Source organism: Streptomyces actinomycinicus, from assembly GCF_016741775.1.
Classification (GTDB): Bacteria; Actinomycetota; Actinomycetes; order Streptomycetales; family Streptomycetaceae; genus Streptomyces; species Streptomyces actinomycinicus.
In genome coordinates this window covers 64,074-80,596 of record NZ_JAERRK010000017.1, presented here as the reverse complement: position 1 = coordinate 80,596, position 16,523 = coordinate 64,074, and the positions used below count along the sequence as shown (strand labels likewise).

Genomic DNA, 16,523 nt, shown 5'->3' with positions numbered 1-16,523 from the left:
GCAAGTGCACATGAACAGAGCTATGATCCGGGTCAGTTGACTACAGCATCTATGGCCACACCAGCCAGTGCACCAGCGGGGAGCGACCTGTGGACCGCGACGTTGACGGCGTGTACGGGGGGTACGACGTGTACAACGGCATGGCTGCCACGCAGCTGGGCGGCGTGGCCTGGCAGAAGAGCAGGCACAGCAACTCGCAGGGCTCCTGCGTGGAGTTCGCGCGGCTGCCGGGGGGTGACGTCGCCGTGCGCAACTCGCGCTTCCCGGACGGGCCGGCGCTCGTCTACACGCGTGCGGAGATCGAGGCGATGCTGCTCGGGATCAAGGACGGCGAGTTCGACCATCTGATAGTGAGCTGAGGGCGGCGCGCCCGTCGCGAGAGCCGGGTGGCAACGATGTCGGGCGTGGCTCCGCCGGGCGCTCCGCTGCAGTGGGAGCTTCCTGCGACGGGTGTACGCGCGTAGACCCGGGCGTCCGCAGGCGTCCGTACCCGGTCAGCAGGCCGTCCGGAGCCGGAACAGCGCCCAGACCACCTTGCCGTCGAGGCTGCCCGCGAGCGGGTGCCAGCCCCAGCTGTCGGCGAAGGATTCGACCAGGAACAGCCCGCGGCCCGACTCGGCGGAGAAGTCGTCCGAGTCCCGCGGGACCGGGGTCTCGTGGCTCGGGTCGCGCACCGCGCACACCAGCCGCTCGCTCCAGCGCATCAGATGCAGCCGCACGCACGGGCTCTGCTCACCGCCGCGGCACTCGCCGGCCGGCACCGCGTGGCGCAGGGCGTTGGTGACGAGTTCGGAGACGACGAGGCATATGTCGTCGAAACGGTCGCCGACGTCCCACCGGTCGAGGGTGCCGCGGGTGAAGCGCCGGGCCTCGCGGACCGCTTCGAACCGGGCGGGCAGGGCACAGGAGGCGGCATCGGACACGGCCGCGGGATCAAGCGGCGGAAGGCCCTGCCGTAACGGCTTGAGCATGGTCGATCCATTCGTCCCCATGCGAGGCACTCCCGGGAATTCGCGGTCGTTGCGATGCAGCGGTGGCGCGGCACCATGGTTTCGGATGCGTCACGCAGATGCAAGGGCAGATGCACGTGCACGCGACCGAAATGGGGTTGCCCGTACCGCTTCTTGGCCATTTTTTCTGCCAAGTTGACGACGGCCACCGTCAGAGGTCCGGACCTCTTCCCGGTCCGGACCCGACAGAAACGGCCGGGCTCTTTCCGTTTCCGTAACCGTACGAGTACTGCTCGAAGTGTTTTAGTGGCAGACTGCGGGCCCTAAGACGGTTGGGGAGGCTGGCGAACGTGAGCGCGGGAGAGCCCGGATCGGTGGTGCGGCGGATGCTGCTCGGCTCGCAACTCAGGCGACTGCGTGAAGCACGGGGGATCACGCGCGAGGCGGCGGGCTACTCGATCCGCGCCTCCGAGTCGAAGATCAGCCGGATGGAGCTGGGCCGGGTGAGCTTCAAGACCAGGGACGTCGAAGACCTGCTGACGCTCTACGGCATCACGGACGAGGCGGAGCGCGAGTCGCTCCTCTCCCTCGCCCGGGAGGCCAACGTGGCGGGCTGGTGGCACAGCTACACCGACGTCCTGCCCAGCTGGTTCCCGACCTACGTGGGCCTGGAGGGCGCCGCGTCCCTCATCCGCGTGTACGAGGTGCAGTTCGTGCACGGCCTGCTGCAGACCGAGGAGTACGCCCGCGCGGTGGTCCGGCGCGGCATGAAGGGCGCGAGCACCGCCGACGTCGAACGCCGCGTCGCGCTGCGTCTGGAGCGGCAGAAGTACCTGCTCTCCGACAACGCCCCCGAGTTCCACATCGTGCTGGACGAGGCCGCCCTGCGCCGCCCCTACGGCGACCGCGACGTCATGCGCGGCCAGCTCCAGCACCTGATCGACGTCTCCCAGCGCCCCAACGTGCGGTTGCAGGTCATGCCGTTCAGCTTCGGCGGCCACTCCGGCGAGAGCGGCGCTTTCACCGTTCTCAGCTTCCCCGACGCGGACCTGTCCGACGTGGTCTACCTGGAGCAGCTGACCAGCGCCCTCTACCTGGACAAGCGCGAGGACGTCGCCCAGTACGAGCAGGCCCTGAAGGAGCTGCAGCAGGACAGCCCGGGCCCGGACGAGAGCCGGGATCTTCTCCGGGGACTTCTCCAACTCTCCTGATACGACTTCTCCAACTCTCTTGATGCGCAAGTACGATGACGTGCGATCAGATCGTGACCAGGATCTGGCCCCGCTAGTGATTGAGGGATCACATGTCGTCCTACTTCAGCGACCTGGCCCAGCAGTACATCGACGGTGAGTGGCGACCGGGCACCGGCTCCTGGGACGTCATCGACTTCAATCCCTACGACGGCGAGAAGCTGGCCTCGATCACGGTGGCCACGGTCGACGAGGTGGACCAGGCCTACCGCGCGGCCGCCCGCGCCCAGAAGGAGTGGGCCGGGACCAACCCCTACGCCCGCCGCGGGGTCCTGGAGCGGGCGCTGCGGCTGATAGAGGACCGTGAGCAGGAGATAGCCGACCTGATCATCGCGGAGCTGGGCGGCACGCGCGTGAAGGCCGGCTTCGAACTCCACCTCGCCAAGGAGTTCCTGCGCGAGTCGATCCACCTGGCGCTGCGCCCCGAGGGCAAGATCCTGCCCTCCCCGGCCGACGGCAAGGAGAACCGCGTCTACCGGGTGCCGGTCGGCGTCGTGGGCGTGATCAGCCCCTTCAACTTCCCCTTCCTGCTGTCGCTGAAGTCGGTCGCCCCGGCCCTCGCGCTCGGCAACGGCGTGGTGCTCAAGCCGCACCAGAACACCCCGGTCGCCGGCGGCACCCTGATCGCGAAGATCTTCGAGGAGGCCGGGCTGCCGGGCGGCCTGCTCAACGTCGTCGTCACCGACATCGCCGAGATCGGCGACGCGTTCATCGAGCATCCGGTCCCGAAGGTCATATCCTTCACCGGTTCGGACAAGATCGGTCGGCACGTCGCCACCGTCTGCGCCAAGAACTTTAAGCGCTCGATCCTCGAACTGGGCGGCAACAGCGCCCTGGTGGTCCTGGACGACGCCGACGTCGACTACGCGGTGGACGCGGCGGTCTTCAGCCGGTTCGTGCACCAGGGCCAGGTCTGCATGGCCGCCAACCGGGTCCTGGTGGACCGCTCCCTCGCGGACGAGTTCACCGAGAGGTTCGTCGCCAAGGTGCGCACCCTCAAGGTCGGCGACCCGCGCGACCCGGAGACCGTGATCGGCCCGGTGATCAACTCCGCGCAGGCCAACGCCGTCGCGGGCGCCGTGGACCAGGCGCTCGCCGAGGGCGCCACCGCCCTGGTACGCGGCGGCACGACCGACAACCTGGTCGAGCCCACCGTGCTGACCGGCCTGCCGGCCGGCTCCGCGCTGCTCCGGCAGGAGGTCTTCGGCCCCGTCGTCTTCCTCGTCCCGTTCGACGGCGAGGAGGAGGCGGTCCGGATCGTCAACGACACCCCGTACGGCCTCAGCGGCGCCGTCCACACGGGTGACATCGAGCGGGGCGTGGCCTTCGCCAAGCGGATCGACACCGGCATGTTCCACGTGAACGACGGCACCGTGCACGACGAGCCGATCGTGCCCTTCGGCGGCGAGAAGCACTCCGGTCTGGGGCGCCTCAACGGCGAGACGACGCTGGAGGCCTTCACCACGGTCAAGTGGATCTCCGTGCAGCACGGCCGCAGCGGATTCCCGTTCTAGCCGGGCCCGTTCCCGGGGCCGTCGGGCCGGTTCCCATACGCCGGCCCGATCCTCGGCACGCAGGACCTTCTTCGGTGCGCCGGGGCCTTTAGGACAGCAACTGACCTCGATGGGCCGTAGCTTCGTACGTGTCGGGGAAACGGTCCCGGCGAAGAGCCCGGCGAAAGGCGGCGGACATGGTCATGCACGTTCCGGCGGAGGCGAAGGGCGACGAGCGGGGAGCGCTGCTCGCGTTCATCGAGGAACAGCGCGGCGGGATCCGCCGGGCGCTGCTCGGGCTGACCGAGGAGCAGGCCCGTACCCGGCCGAGCGCCAGCGAGCTGTCCCTGGGCGGGCTGCTCAAACACGTCGCCGAGGTGGAACAGGGCTGGCTCGCCCGGGCCCGGCAGGAGCCGCCGCGGGTGCAGCGGGACGAGTCGAACTGGCACGAGACGTTCCAGCTGGTCGGCGACGAGACGGTCGCCTCGCAGCTGGCGTACTGGGAGCAGGTGGCCGCGGAGACCGAGAAGTTCATCCGCTCCGCGCCCAGCCTGGACGACACCTTCCCGCTGCCGCCGGACCCCTGGTTCCCGCCGGAGGGCCGCGTCTCGCTGCGCTGGCTGTGTCTGCACCTGATCCGCGAGACGGCCCGGCACGCCGGCCACGCCGACATCATCCGCGAGTCGCTGGACGGGAAGACGGCGTTCGAACTGGTGGCCCTGGAGCAGGCCGGATAGCCCGTGCGCCGGAACGGGCCGGCGGCCGTACGGCGATGACCCCGGCCATCACCTAGTGGTGGAACCCGGTGGCCGCCTCCTTGTCCCGGGTCAGGGGGTGCGGCTGCCGGCGCAGGGCGGGCAGCAGGCGGGCCAGGTCGGCGAGGAACAGGTCGGCCAGGTCGTGGGAGAAGCCGTTGCGGCACACGATCCGCAGCACGGACAGGTCCTCCCGGTTGGCCGGGAAGGTGTACGCGGGCACCAGCCAGCCGCTCTCGCGCAGCCGCCGGGAGACGTCGAACACGTCGTACGACGTGACGTCGTCGGCCGTGGTGAGCGCGAACACCGGCAGCTGGTCCCCGTGCGTGAGCAGCCGGAAGTCGCCGAGTTCCGCGATCCGGCCGGCGAGCGAGACCGCGACGTCCCGGGTCGACTGCTGCACCGCCCGGTAGCCGTCGCGGCCCAGCCGCAGGAACGTGTAGTACTGCGCGACCACCTGGGCACCGGGCCGGGAGAAGTTGAGCGCGAAGGTCGGCATGTCCCCGCCCAGGTAGTTGACCCGGAAGACCAGCTCCTCCGGCAGGGCCTCCCTGTCCCGCCACAGCGCCCAGCCCACCCCGGGGTAGACCAGCCCGTACTTGTGCCCGGAGGTGTTGATCGACGCCACTCGCGGCAGCCGGAAGTCCCACACCAGGTCCTGGTCCAGGAAGGGCGCCACCATGCCGCCGGAGGCCGCGTCCACGTGCACCGGGACGTCGAGGCCGGTGCGCTCCTGGAGGGCGTCCAGGGCGGCGCACAGCTCGGCGACCGGCTCGTAGGACCCGTCGAAGGTCGAGCCGAGGACGCCGACCACGCCGATGGTGTTCTCGTCGCACAGCTCCGCGGCGGCCTGCGGGTCCAGGTGGAAGCGGTCGCCCTCCATGGGCACCAGCCGGGCCTCCACCTCCCAGAAGTTGCAGAACTTCTCCCAGCACACCTGGACGTTGACGCCCATGACCAGGTTGGGCCGCGCGCCGGGGTAGCGGTCGGCGTTCCGTGTCGCCCAGCGCCGCTTCAACGCCATCCCGGCGAGCATGCACGCCTCGCTGGAGCCGGTCGTCGAACAGCCCACGGCCGCCGCCGGGTCCGGCGCGTTCCACAGGTCGGCGAGCATCGCCACACAGCGCCGCTCCAGCTCGGCCGTGCGCGGGTACTCGTCCTTGTCGATCATGTTCTTGTCCCGGCACTCCGCCATCAGCACCCCGGCCTGCGGCTCCATCCAGGTGGTGACGAAGGTGGCCAGGTTCAGCCGCGAGTTGCCGTCCAGCATCAGCTCGTCGTGCACCAGCTGGTACGCCGTGGACGGCGGCAGCGGGGTGTCCGGGAGCCGGTGCGTGGGCGGGGCCTCGGTCATGCCGCCGACGGGGTTGGCCTCCCCGAAGAAGGGGTTGACCGACAGCGTCCGTTCCTCGTGCTCGGCGGGACCTTTGTGCAGGGCCATGGGTGTGCCTCCGGGGGGAAGAAGGGATCAGCGGACCGGGGTGCCGTCCGGGTGCAACTGCATCTGCGGACGGCCCGTCACCAGCAGCCAGGCCGGCAGTGAGGCGACGCACAACAGGGCGAGGATCCCGGGCGATTCGATCAGTGCCGCGGCCGTGAACAGGCTCACCCAGCCCTGCCGGGTGACCGCCAGGAGCATGCCCAGCACTCCTGCCGCAACGCCCGCCGCGGGTTGCACGCCCGGGACGAGCGCATGGGCGCACAGACCGAAGGCGGTGCCGACGAAGACCGCGGGGAAGATCCGGCCGCCCCGGAAGCCGCAGGACGCGGCGACGAGCAGCGCGGCCAGCTTCACCACCGTCATCACGGCGAACTGCCCGGCCGACCACCCCTCCGGGTCGCGGGCCAGCTCATCGACCTCCGACAGTCCCTTGAACAGCGTCAGACGGCCGCCCAGGGCCGCCAGGGCGCCCAGGACGAGCCCGCCCGCCGGGAGCATCAGCATCGGGTGGCGCAGCCGGTGGAAGGCCGTGTGGACGTACGGGAAGGCGCGGACGGCACACATGCCGAGCAGCGCGGCCGCCGAGGCGACCACGACGGCCGACAGCATGTCCCCGCCGTCGACCCGGCCCAGGGGCGGGAGGCTCAGTTCGAAGGTGGGGTGGGACACCAGGGTGGTCGTCATCGCCCCGAACGCACCGGCGGCCAGCGGCGCGAACAGGTTGTCCCACAGCCTGCCCTGCATCGGCCGGCCGGTCAGCGCCTCGGTGATGACCAGCGCCGCAGCCACCGGTGTGCCGAACAGCGCGCCGAGCGTCGCCGCCTCGGCCAGCGCCGGCCACAGCGCGCCGGGCGTCCGGGGCATCAGCCGCCCGCCGAGCCAGGCCGCGAGTCCCACGTTCGCGGCGATGATCGGGTTCTCCGGGCCGAGGCTCGGGCCGCCGGCCAGCATCAGCATGGTGGCCAGTACCAGGCCGGGCAGCACCGCCGGTGGCATGACCGGCGCGTCCAGGCCGATGGTGGCCGGATCGGGACCCGCGTGCCCGGGGACCTTCCAGACCACCAGCCCGACGGCGATCCCGGTCGCGAGGAGCATCACGAACATCCACAGCACCGAGTAGCGCCCCACTCCGAGCGCGTCCGGCAGCGGTCCCCACAGCAGGTGCTGGAGCTGCTCCGCCGCCGTGCTCGCCCCGACGAAGACCAGGCTCGCGGTCACGCCCACGGCGGCGGCAGGCAGGATGAACGGCAGCAGGGCCCGTGCCGGGGCCGTGGGCGCGCTCGGGGGCGCCTGCTGCGTCGTGTCCTGGGCCACGGGCTCACCATAAGCGGACAAAACGCACCCAACATCCCGAATGTCCGCAGCGCACCCCGGAAGGGAACGCGGCTTGCACCTCACGCCGCGTAAGGCGTCAGCGTGGAGTGCGTACCGACCGAAGGAGCGGAAAGTGAGCTACTCCGTGGGACAGGTCGCGGGGTTCGCCGGCATCACGGTGCGCACCCTGCACCACTACGACGAGATCGGCCTGCTCGTGCCCGGCGAGCGGACGCACGCCGGCCACCGGCGCTACACCGACGCCGACCTCGACCGGCTCCAGCAGATCCTGTTCTACCGGGAACTCGGCTTCCCGCTCGACGAGGTCGCGGTCCTGCTCGACGATCCGGCCGCGGACCCGCGGGCGCACCTGCGCCGCCAGCACCGGCTGCTGACCGTCCGGATCGAGCAACTGCAGAAGATGGCCGCGGCCGTGGAGCACGCCATGGAGGCGCAGAAAATGGGCATCGACCTCACGCCGGAGGAGAAGTTCGAGGTCTTCGGCGACCACGATCCGGAGCAGTACGCCGACGAGATCCGGGAGCGCTGGGGCGACACCGAGGCCTACCGGCAGTCGCAGCACCGGACCGCTTCGTACACCAAGGAGGACTGGAAGCGGATCAACGGCGAGATGGACGCGATCCACCGCCGGATGGCCGGCCTGCTGGCCGAGGGTGTGCCCGCGGACTCCGAGGCGGCCATGGACGTCGCCGAGGACCACCGCAGGTTCATCGCGGGCGCGTACTACGACTGCTCGCACGAGATGCACACCTGCCTGGGCGAGATGTACGTCGCCGACGAGCGCTTCACCGCGACGTACGAGGCCGTCCGCGCCGGTCTGGCCGTGTACATGCGGGACGCCATCGTGGCGAACGGGGCCCGGCACACCCCGTCGTGACGTCCTGGCCCGGGCTCGCCCCGGGCCGGGACCACCGCCGTGCCCCAGCGCGCTCCTCGGCCGGGTCACGGCTTTGACCAGGTCCCGGCGGAGTGCATCCTGGAAGCCACCGGTGGAACCTGGGGCGGTCGCATCACGTTGGTAGCTTTGTGCGGCACCAGCGACGTCCAGCCGCCGCACCCGCCTTCCCCCGTCAGGAGCCCGGACCCGTGATGACACTCGCCCTCGGCCCGAGCTGGCTCGATCCCAACTATCTCCTCGACACGTACAGCATCTGGGGCCTGCTGCTCATCGTCTTCGCCGAGTCCGGCCTGCTCATCGGCTTCTTCCTGCCGGGTGACTCGCTGCTGTTCACCTGCGGTCTGCTGATCACGTCCGGGGACCTGGACTTCCCGCTGTGGGGCGCCATCGCGCTGATCTGCGTCGCCGCGATCCTCGGTGACCAGGCGGGCTACATGTTCGGCAAGAAGGTCGGTCCGTCCCTGTTCAACCGCCCGGACTCGCGGCTGTTCAAGCAGGAGAACGTCACCAAGGCGCACGAGTTCTTCGAGAAGTACGGCCCGAAGTCCCTGGTCCTCGCCCGCTTCGTGCCCGTCGTGCGCACCTTCACGCCGATCATCGCGGGCGTCAGCGGCATGAAGTACCGCTCGTTCCTGACCTTCAACGTCGTCGGCGGCGTCCTCTGGGGCGCGGGCGTCACCCTGCTCGGCTCCTGGCTCGGCAAGCACGCCTTCGTCAAGGACAACATCGAGGCGATCCTCATCCTGATCGTCCTCGTCTCGGTGATCCCGATCGCGATCGAGTTCCTGCGGGCCCGTGGCAAGAACAAGAAGGCCGCCGCCCGGCCGGAGACCCCGCAGCGGCAGGCCCCCCAGCAGCCGCAGCACCAGCAGGCGCAGTACTCGCAGCCCCCGGTCATGGACGACGCCACGACCCGCCTGCGCCGCATCGAGCCGGAACAGCCCTACGAGCCGGAACAGCCCTACGGGCAGCGGCCCGAGCAGCAGTACTGGAACCAGGGCGGCCACGACAACCAGTACTACGGCCAGCAGCAGCACCCGCAGCAGCAGCACCCGCAGCAGCACCCGCAGCAGCAGTACGACGGGCAGCCGTACCCGCAGGAGCAGTACCAGCAGTACCCCGAGCAGCAGTACCAGCAGCACGAGCAGTACCCCGAGCAGCAGTACGACCAAAACGGCTACCCGTACGACCACCGGCAGCGGTAGCGGGCGCGGGGGAGGGGCGCCTTCTCAGAAGCCCCTCGTCCGCTTCGCGGCCCTGCGCTTCCCGGCGGAGCCGACCCGCAGGAACAGCCGCGAGATCTCCGAACCCAGATTGACCCCGATGGCGATGGCCATGGCCAGCGACGCGGCCTTGGCCAGCGACACCAGCCCCTTGTCCACCTCGTTCTGCGCGATCGACAGCAGCCCGAAATAGGTCGCCGAACCGGGCAGCAGCGGCCCGATCGCCGCCGTCGTGTACGGCAGCGCGGACGCGAACCGGTACCGCGACAGGAGCTGACCGAACAGACCCACGAGCCCCGCCGCGACGGCCGTGGACGCCACCGGCGAGATGTCACCGACGTAGTGCATCGCCCCGTACACGGACCAGGCGACCCCTCCGTTGAGGGTCACCCAGAGCACGGTCGAACGTTCCTGCTGGAGCAGCACCGCGAAGGTCAGCGACAGCAGCATCGAGGCCGCGATCTGGATCAGCGGCCGTTCGGAGATGCCGAGGGCCGCGTCCGGGTTCAGCTTGCCGCCCAGCTTCACCCCGAAGTACAGGACGACCAGCACCCCGGCGACGATGCCCACGAAGAAGTACATGACCTCCAGCAGGCGTGCGGACGCGGTGATGTAGAAGCCCGTCAGGCCGTCCTGGACGCCCGCGACCAGCGCCCGCCCCGGCAGCAGCGCGAACAGCCCACCGGTGACGACCGCGGACGCCTTCAGGTCCACATGGGCCAGCGCGAACGCCACCCCGATCGCGGCTGGCGGCATGGCGGCCACCGTGAACTGGTAGAACTCCGGCAGCCCGCGCCCCGCGCACAGCCACGCCAGCCGGTCGCCGAGCATCGCGCCCAGGGCCGCCGCGACGAACACGATCAGATCGCCGCCGACCAGCATCGAGGCCGCGCCGGCCAGCAGCCCGCTCGCCAGGGTCAGCGCCCAGCCGGGATAGGGGTGCCGGTTGCGGCGGATCTCCGCCAGCCGCCGGTAGGCCTCCTCCAGCGAGACATGCGTCTCCGGGTCGGTCAGGTCGTCCACCAGCCGGAACACGGCCGCGAGCCGCGTGTAGTCGGTGCCCCGCCGCCGTACCGTCCGGGACGCCGTCACCGGGTCCTCCACCAGCGACGGCTGGTGCGAGATCGACAGCAGTGTGAAGGTGACGTTGGGCTCGCACCGGTCCAGGCCGTAGGACCGGCACACCGCGAACATCGCGGCCTCCACGTCCTCCGCGCCCTCACCGCCGGCCAGCAGCAGCTCCCCGATACGCAGGGTCAGGTCCAGCACGCGCGGAACGGCCGGGCCGCCCTCCTCCGTGCGCTGCACCGACTCCGGCGCCGGACGCTCGGTCACCGGCATCCGCAGCATCGTGCGCATCCGGTCCTGCCAGGGCGCGTCCTTGACCAGGCTGACCAGCGGCACCCCCGCGGCCGGCGTGAACGCGGCCGGGGCGCTCTTCGCGCTGTACGTGCTCGGTGTGCTGAACGCCGACCCCTCCGGCTCGGCGCTCGGCGGCTGCGGCGTCTCCAGCCCCTCCGGCACCGCGAACTCGGACGTCGTCTCCGGCTCACCGCCGGGCTTCAGGACACCGAGACCCGCCGGAACGGCGAACTCGGACGTGATCTCCGGGTCGTACCGCGCCTCGTCGGACCGGGGCTTGCGGTCCTCCGCCTCCGTCACCTCGCACCGCTCCCTGAACGACACCTTCCGTACGCCTCAGTATGCGCACACGTACCCACTGCCGACGCATGTGTGCAGACGTGCGAGCGGGCCGCACGCACACGCGTACGGCCCGCTCGGCGAAGAACCGGGCTGGTCAGTGACCGCCCTGCTCCTTGAAGCGCTTGTACGAACGCTCGATCTCCACCTCGGCGTCCTGGCGGCCCACCCAGTTGGCGCCCTCGACCGACTTGCCGGGCTCCAGGTCCTTGTACACCTCGAAGAAGTGCTGGATCTCCAGGCGGTCGAACTCGGACACGTGGTGGATGTCCCGCAGGTGCTCCACGCGCGGGTCGGTGGCCGGGACGCACAGCAGCTTGTCGTCGCCGCCCGCCTCGTCCGTCATCCGGAACATGCCGATCGCGCGGCACTTGATCAGGCAGCCCGGGAAGGTCGGCTCGTCCAGGATGACCAGCGCGTCCAGCGGGTCGCCGTCCTCGCCGAGGGTGTTCTCGACGAATCCGTAGTCGGTCGGGTAAGCGGTCGAGGTGAAGAGACGACGGTCCAGGCGGATCCGGCCGGTCTCGTGGTCCACCTCGTACTTGTTCCGCGAACCCTTCGGGATCTCGATCGTGACGTCGAACTCCACCGGTGGCTCCTCCATGATCAGCACATAGTTCTGGTGGTTAAGTGTCCCTCACGCAGGTGTGTGATCGCGAAAGGGGCTGGTGGTCGTGCCAGAGCTGAGGCCTTGGCGAGCCGCGAGACCGCAGGTGGTGCGGCTCGCGAACGCCGTACGACCGCGTCTGGCGCGCGCCGTGACGGCCGCGGGGCCGAGGGTCGCGCGAGTGACGAAGGCCCTCAGGCCTGCGCACCTCCCCCGTCTCCCCCGTCCGCGGACCCTCAGGACCTGGCAGTACACCGCGGGCGCCGCCACCGCCGGCCTGGCGCTGACCGCCGGAGTGGTGACCGCGGCCGGCCCCTGGGACGCCAACGGTCAGCGTACGGCCGAGCGGGACCGGGCCGCCGCCCTGGAGCGGGCAGGTGGCGCAGATCACGGCTCCGGTACGGCCGCTGCGGCACGCCGGCCCGCCCCGAGCGCCGCGCCGGTCCTGACGGGACTGGGCGGCACCGGCGGGGCGGTCGGCACCAAGCGGGCCGCCCCGGACGAAAAGGCCCTCACGGACGTCCTGAGGCCCCTCCTGGACGACCCCGCGCTCGGCGACACCCGGGCCGCCGCCGTCGTGGACGTCGCGACCGGTGAGCGCCTGTACGACACCGACGCCGGCAAGGCCCTCACCCCGGCCTCCACCACCAAGATCGCCACTGCGGTCGCCGCCCTGTCCGCCCTCGGTCCCGACCACCGCCTCACCACCCGCGCCGTCCTCGAACCCGACACCGGGGAACTCGTCCTGGTCGGCGGCGGCGACCCCACCCTCACCGCGCGCCCGGAGGACGGGGGCACCTCCCGCCCGAGCGAGGCCGAGAGCGGGGGAAACTGGGCGAGCCTGCGGGTGCTGGCCACCGGCACCGCCGAGGCCCTGCGGAAGCGGGGCATCCACAAGATCACCCTCTCCTACGACACGACCCTCTACACCGGCCCCGTCCTGCACCCCATCGGGCACGACGAGAACATCGCCCCGGTCGTCGCCCTGACCGCCGACGAAGGCCGTACCGACGACTCCGCCAGCGGCACGGCGATCCGCGTGAGCGACCCCGCGGCGGACGCGACGGCCAAGTTCGCGGCCTTCCTGAAGGACGCGGGCATCACCACCACGTCGCCCGGCCCCTCCAAGGCCACCACGCGCGCGGAGACCCTCGCCACTGTCTCCTCACCCCCGCTGTCCACCCTCGTCGAACGCATGCTCACCCAGAGCGACAACGACATCGCCGAGGCCCTGGCCCGCCACACGGCGATCGCGAGCGGTGAACCGGCGAGCTTCGACGGCGGTGCCAAGGCCATCGCCACCCAGCTGCGCAAGCTCGGGCTGCCGATGTCCGGCGCCGTCTTCCAGGACGGCAGCGGCCTCGACCGCGACGACCGGCTGAGCGCCGGACTGCTCACCGCCCTGCTGGTCAAGGCGGGCGACCCCGCCCACCCGGGCCTCCGCCCGGCCCTCACCGGCCTCCCCGTGGCCGGCTTCACCGGCACCCTGAGCACCCGGTACGCCGACGGTGCCTCCGGCGTCGTGCGGGCCAAGACCGGCAGCCTGAGCGGCGTCAACACCCTGGCGGGGACCGTCGTCGACCGCGACGGCCGCCTCCTGGCCTTCGCCTTCCTGGCCTTCGACGCGACGCAGAGCCGGAACACCGACGAGGTCCGGGCGGCACTGGACAGAGCGGCGACCGCACTCGCCGGGTGCGGCTGCCGCTGACCGCGCGCGGAGCCGGCGGTGCCGCCGCCGCGGCGGGCCGGCCTCCCGCTCCCTGCCCCAACCGGCAGCGCTCACGTACGGTTGACAGCATGACGAGCTTCGGTGGCACCGCATCTCCCGGGATGGTCGACTGGAACCTCGCGGTGGCAACCGCGACACGGCTCGTACGACCCGGCCCCGAGGTGAGCCGCGACGAGGCCAGGTCCGTCGTCGCGGAGCTGCGCCGGCACGCGAAGGCCTCGGAGGAACACGTCCGGGGCTTCACCCGCATGGGCACCGAGGAGATCCACGACACCCCCGTCCTCGTCGTCGACCGCCCCGGGTGGGTCCGGGCCAACGTCGCCGGTTTCCGGGAGATCCTCAGGCCGCTGCTGGAGAAGATGCAGGAACGGCGCGGCAGCAACCCGGGCAGCGCCGTCCTCGGCGCCGTCGGCGGCAAGGTCACCGGCGTCGAACTCGGCATGCTCCTGTCGTTCCTGTCCTCGCGCGTCCTCGGCCAGTACGAGACCTTCGCCCCCGCCGGCCGCGACCTTCCCGCCGGCGAGAACGGCGGCGGCCGGCTGCTGCTCGTCGCGCCCAACATCGTCCACGTGGAGCGCGAACTCGACGTCGAGCCGCACGACTTCCGGCTGTGGGTGTGCCTGCACGAGGAGACCCACCGCACCCAGTTCACCGCCGTGCCCTGGCTGCGCGACCACCTCGAGGGCGAAATCCAGTCGTTCTTGGCGGAGACCGACGTCGACCCGATGACGTTCCTGGAGCGCATCCGGGAAGCCGCCCAGTCCCTGGCCGGAGGCCGCCCCGAGGGCGAGGACGGCGAGGACGGCGGACGCTCCTTCGTGGAGCTGGTGCAGACCCCCGCCCAGCGCGAGATCCTCGGCCGGCTCACCGCGGTGATGTCCCTGCTGGAGGGCCACGCCGACTACGTCATGGACGGCGTCGGACCGAGCGTCGTGCCGACCGTCGCCGAGATCCGCGAGAAGTTCCAGCAGCGCCGCGCCAAGGGCGCCTCCCGCCTGGACCTGGCGCTGCGGAAGCTGCTCGGGCTGGATGCCAAACTGAGGCAGTACCGGGACGGCGAACGCTTCGTCCGGGCCGTCGTGGAGCAGGTCGGCGTGGACGGGTTCAACCGCGTGTGGACCTCGCCCAACACCCTGCCCACCAAGGCGGAGATCGCCAAACCGGCGGACTGGGTCGCGCGGGTGCACCGCAAGGCCGAGTCGTGAACCGCACCGGCGAGGCGTGAAACGAATCCGGCCGACGGCAGGCGAACGCCCCTCCAATCACCCTTCCGAGGGACCGTGAGCCATGCGTAGGCGTGCAATGCTCGGGGAACGGCCCGCTTCTGTCACCATCTACACACTCTGAGTGACCGGCTCGGGCTCACCCCCCGAAAAACTTCATGAAGGGAACCGGACATGGGTCCCCATCCTGCGGTCGCGGCGATACGCCTGGCGGTCCGCCGCGTCCTCCACGACATCCTGAACGACCACCAGCCCTCCGGCGGGCACACGGGGCTACCGGCCCCGGGCGCGCACCCGGACCGCGCGGCCGAGCGGCCCCCCTCTCCGCTCGTCCTCGTCGCATGCTCCGGCGGCGCCGACTCCATGGCACTCGCCTCCGCCCTCGCCTTCGAGGCCCCCAAGCTCGGCATCCGCGCCGGCGGCGTCACCGTCGACCACGGCCTCCAGCCCGGCTCCGACCTGCGCGCCGACGAGGTCACCCTGAGACTGCGCGAACTGGGCCTCGACCCCGTCGTGTCCGTTGCCGTGACCGTCGGCCGGGAGGGCGGACCCGAAGCCGCCGCCCGCGACGCCCGCTACGCCGCTCTGGACGCCATCGCCGAACGCCACGGCGCCACCGCGGTCCTGCTCGGCCACACCCGCGACGACCAGGCCGAGACCGTACTGCTCGGCCTCGCCCGCGGCTCCGGCATCCGCTCCCTGTCCGGCATGGCCGCGGTCTCGGGGGCCGGCGGCCGTTACCGGCGTCCCTTCCTCCACCTGGACCGGCAGACCGCCCGCAGGGCCTGCATGGTCCAGTCGCTGCCCGTCTGGGACGACCCGCACAACGCCGATCCCGCCTACACCCGCTCCCGGCTCCGGCACGAGGGCCTGCCCGCCCTGGAGAAGGCCCTGGGCAAGGGCGTGGTGGAGGCGCTCGCCCGCACCGCCCAGCTCTCCCGCGACGACGCCGACGCCCTCGACACCTGGGCCAGCCAGGCCGAGGCCTCCGTACGGGACGCCACCGGCCTGCTGGAGTGCGCCAAGCTGTACGCCCTCCCGCCCGCCGTACGCCGCCGGATCCTGCGCCGCGCGGCCATCCGGGCCGGTGCTCCGGCCGGCTCGCTGTTCGCCCGCCACATCGAGGAAGTCGACCGCCTGATCACCGGCTGGCGCGGCCAGGGAGCCATCAATCTCCCCGGCAAAGTCGTGGCCCAGCGACAGGGTGGCAGACTGGTGATTCGGCAAGGCTGAATCCGACGCCTCCCGGAGTGACCCTCCGGCGGGTCGGGGCAGCCGGAGGCCGTGCATGCGGCCGTAAGAGCGGGACGACCGAAAGTGATGCGGGTGGACGCGAAAGACATGGGTGCCGACCTCCAGCAGGTACTCATCACCAAGGAAGAGATCGACGCGAAGCTGGCCGAGCTGGCCGCGAAGATCGACGCGGAGTACGCGGGGAAGGATCTGCTGATCGTCGGTGTCCTCAAGGGCGCCGTGATGGTCATGGCGGACCTCGCGCGGGCGCTGTCCACCCCCGTCACGATGGACTGGATGGCCGTGTCCTCCTACGGGGCGGGCACCCAGTCCTCCGGCGTCGTGCGCATCCTCAAGGACCTCGACACCGACATCAAGGGCAGGCACGTCCTGATCGTCGAGGACATCATCGACTCCGGCCTGACCCTGTCCTGGCTGATCAACAACCTCGGCTCCCGCGAGCCCGCCTCCCTGAAGGTGTGCACGCTGCTGCGCAAGCCTGACGCCGCCAAGGTCGCCATCGACGTGGAGTGGGTCGGCTTCGACATCCCGAACGAGTTCGTCGTCGGTTACGGCCTCGACTACGCCGAGAAGTACCGCAACCTGCCGTTCGTCGGTACGCTCGCGCCTCACGTCTACGGCGGCTGAGCCACTCGGCCCAAGCCGGTAGGACGATCGGGAACCC

The 16,523-nt window shown here is 71.1% G+C and carries 15 protein-coding genes; 10 read left to right on the top strand and 5 right to left on the bottom strand.

Annotation, left to right across the window (positions count from 1 at the left end):
• The first annotated feature begins 89 nt into the window (after nucleotides 1-89).
• Nucleotides 90-359, top strand: a complete 270-nt coding sequence (locus tag JK359_RS27375; RefSeq protein ID WP_201841013.1) for a DUF397 domain-containing protein — start codon at nucleotides 90-92, stop codon at nucleotides 357-359.
• Nucleotides 360-494: 135 nt separating this feature from the next.
• Here JK359_RS27375 and JK359_RS27370 read toward each other — a convergent pair whose 3' ends face one another.
• Nucleotides 495-992: an ATP-binding protein gene (locus JK359_RS27370; RefSeq protein ID WP_201841011.1), complete on the bottom strand. Its 498-nt coding sequence runs from the start codon at nucleotides 990-992 to the stop codon at nucleotides 495-497.
• A 332-nt stretch (nucleotides 993-1,324) separates the two neighbouring features.
• On the opposite strand from JK359_RS27370, the gene JK359_RS27365 reads away from it, so the two are divergent.
• From JK359_RS27365 to JK359_RS27355, 3 genes are all read left to right on the top strand, one after another.
• Nucleotides 1,325-2,161 (top strand): Sco1979 family transcriptional regulator, encoded by an 837-nt coding sequence (locus tag JK359_RS27365; protein ID WP_504739958.1) that lies wholly within the window; start codon nucleotides 1,325-1,327, stop codon nucleotides 2,159-2,161.
• 92 nt (nucleotides 2,162-2,253) lie between these two features.
• A complete protein-coding gene (locus tag JK359_RS27360; protein ID WP_201841009.1) occupies nucleotides 2,254-3,714 on the top strand; it encodes an aldehyde dehydrogenase family protein in 1,461 nt (486 codons plus the stop codon).
• A gap of 176 nt (nucleotides 3,715-3,890) precedes the next feature.
• Entirely contained in the window at nucleotides 3,891-4,430 is a 540-nt protein-coding gene (locus JK359_RS27355) for a DinB family protein (RefSeq protein ID WP_201841007.1), read from the top strand.
• A gap of 52 nt (nucleotides 4,431-4,482) precedes the next feature.
• Here JK359_RS27355 and gad read toward each other — a convergent pair whose 3' ends face one another.
• Together gad and JK359_RS27345 are read right to left on the bottom strand one after the other, a co-directional pair.
• Nucleotides 4,483-5,889 carry a glutamate decarboxylase gene (gene gad, locus JK359_RS27350; protein WP_201841005.1) on the bottom strand — a complete coding sequence of 469 codons (1,407 nt, stop codon included), beginning with the start codon at nucleotides 5,887-5,889 and terminating at the stop codon, nucleotides 4,483-4,485.
• 27 nt (nucleotides 5,890-5,916) lie between these two features.
• Nucleotides 5,917-7,203: an ion channel protein gene (locus JK359_RS27345; protein ID WP_201841002.1), complete on the bottom strand. Its 1,287-nt coding sequence runs from the start codon at nucleotides 7,201-7,203 to the stop codon at nucleotides 5,917-5,919.
• Between the two features lie 133 nt (nucleotides 7,204-7,336).
• Here JK359_RS27345 and JK359_RS27340 point away from each other — a divergent pair, with 133 nt between their 5' ends.
• Both JK359_RS27340 and JK359_RS27335 read left to right on the top strand, forming a co-directional pair.
• Nucleotides 7,337-8,101: a MerR family transcriptional regulator gene (locus JK359_RS27340; protein WP_201841000.1), complete on the top strand. Its 765-nt coding sequence runs from the start codon at nucleotides 7,337-7,339 to the stop codon at nucleotides 8,099-8,101.
• A 212-nt stretch (nucleotides 8,102-8,313) separates the two neighbouring features.
• The gene (locus JK359_RS27335; RefSeq protein ID WP_236678548.1) at nucleotides 8,314-9,327 is read left to right on the top strand and encodes a DedA family protein; all 1,014 of its coding nucleotides are present in this window, start codon (nucleotides 8,314-8,316) and stop codon (nucleotides 9,325-9,327) included.
• 24 nt (nucleotides 9,328-9,351) lie between these two features.
• On the opposite strand, the gene JK359_RS27330 is transcribed toward JK359_RS27335, so the two are convergent.
• A complete protein-coding gene (locus JK359_RS27330) occupies nucleotides 9,352-11,007 on the bottom strand; it encodes a threonine/serine exporter family protein (RefSeq protein ID WP_201840995.1) in 1,656 nt (551 codons plus the stop codon).
• Between the two features lie 136 nt (nucleotides 11,008-11,143).
• On the bottom strand, nucleotides 11,144-11,635 hold the full coding sequence (locus JK359_RS27325) for an inorganic diphosphatase (RefSeq protein ID WP_184975399.1): 492 nt from the start codon (nucleotides 11,633-11,635) through the stop codon (nucleotides 11,144-11,146).
• 79 nt (nucleotides 11,636-11,714) lie between these two features.
• Here JK359_RS27325 and dacB point away from each other — a divergent pair, with 79 nt between their 5' ends.
• The 4 genes from dacB (at nucleotide 11,715) to hpt (ending at nucleotide 16,486) form a co-directional block, all read left to right on the top strand.
• Complete coding sequence (gene dacB / locus JK359_RS27320; RefSeq protein ID WP_372445491.1) at nucleotides 11,715-13,361, top strand: D-alanyl-D-alanine carboxypeptidase/D-alanyl-D-alanine endopeptidase; 1,647 nt, start codon at nucleotides 11,715-11,717, stop codon at nucleotides 13,359-13,361.
• An 89-nt stretch (nucleotides 13,362-13,450) separates the two neighbouring features.
• Nucleotides 13,451-14,587, top strand: coding sequence for an Rv3626c family coenzyme F420 biosynthesis-associated protein (locus JK359_RS27315; protein ID WP_201840993.1), 1,137 nt, complete (start codon nucleotides 13,451-13,453; stop codon nucleotides 14,585-14,587).
• 192 nt (nucleotides 14,588-14,779) lie between these two features.
• Nucleotides 14,780-15,838 carry a tRNA lysidine(34) synthetase TilS gene (gene tilS, locus JK359_RS27310; RefSeq protein WP_201840991.1) on the top strand — a complete coding sequence of 353 codons (1,059 nt, stop codon included), beginning with the start codon at nucleotides 14,780-14,782 and terminating at the stop codon, nucleotides 15,836-15,838.
• A gap of 87 nt (nucleotides 15,839-15,925) precedes the next feature.
• Nucleotides 15,926-16,486 (top strand): hypoxanthine phosphoribosyltransferase, encoded by a 561-nt coding sequence (gene hpt, locus JK359_RS27305; RefSeq protein WP_030342680.1) that lies wholly within the window; start codon nucleotides 15,926-15,928, stop codon nucleotides 16,484-16,486.
• Nucleotides 16,487-16,523: the final 37 nt, after the last annotated feature.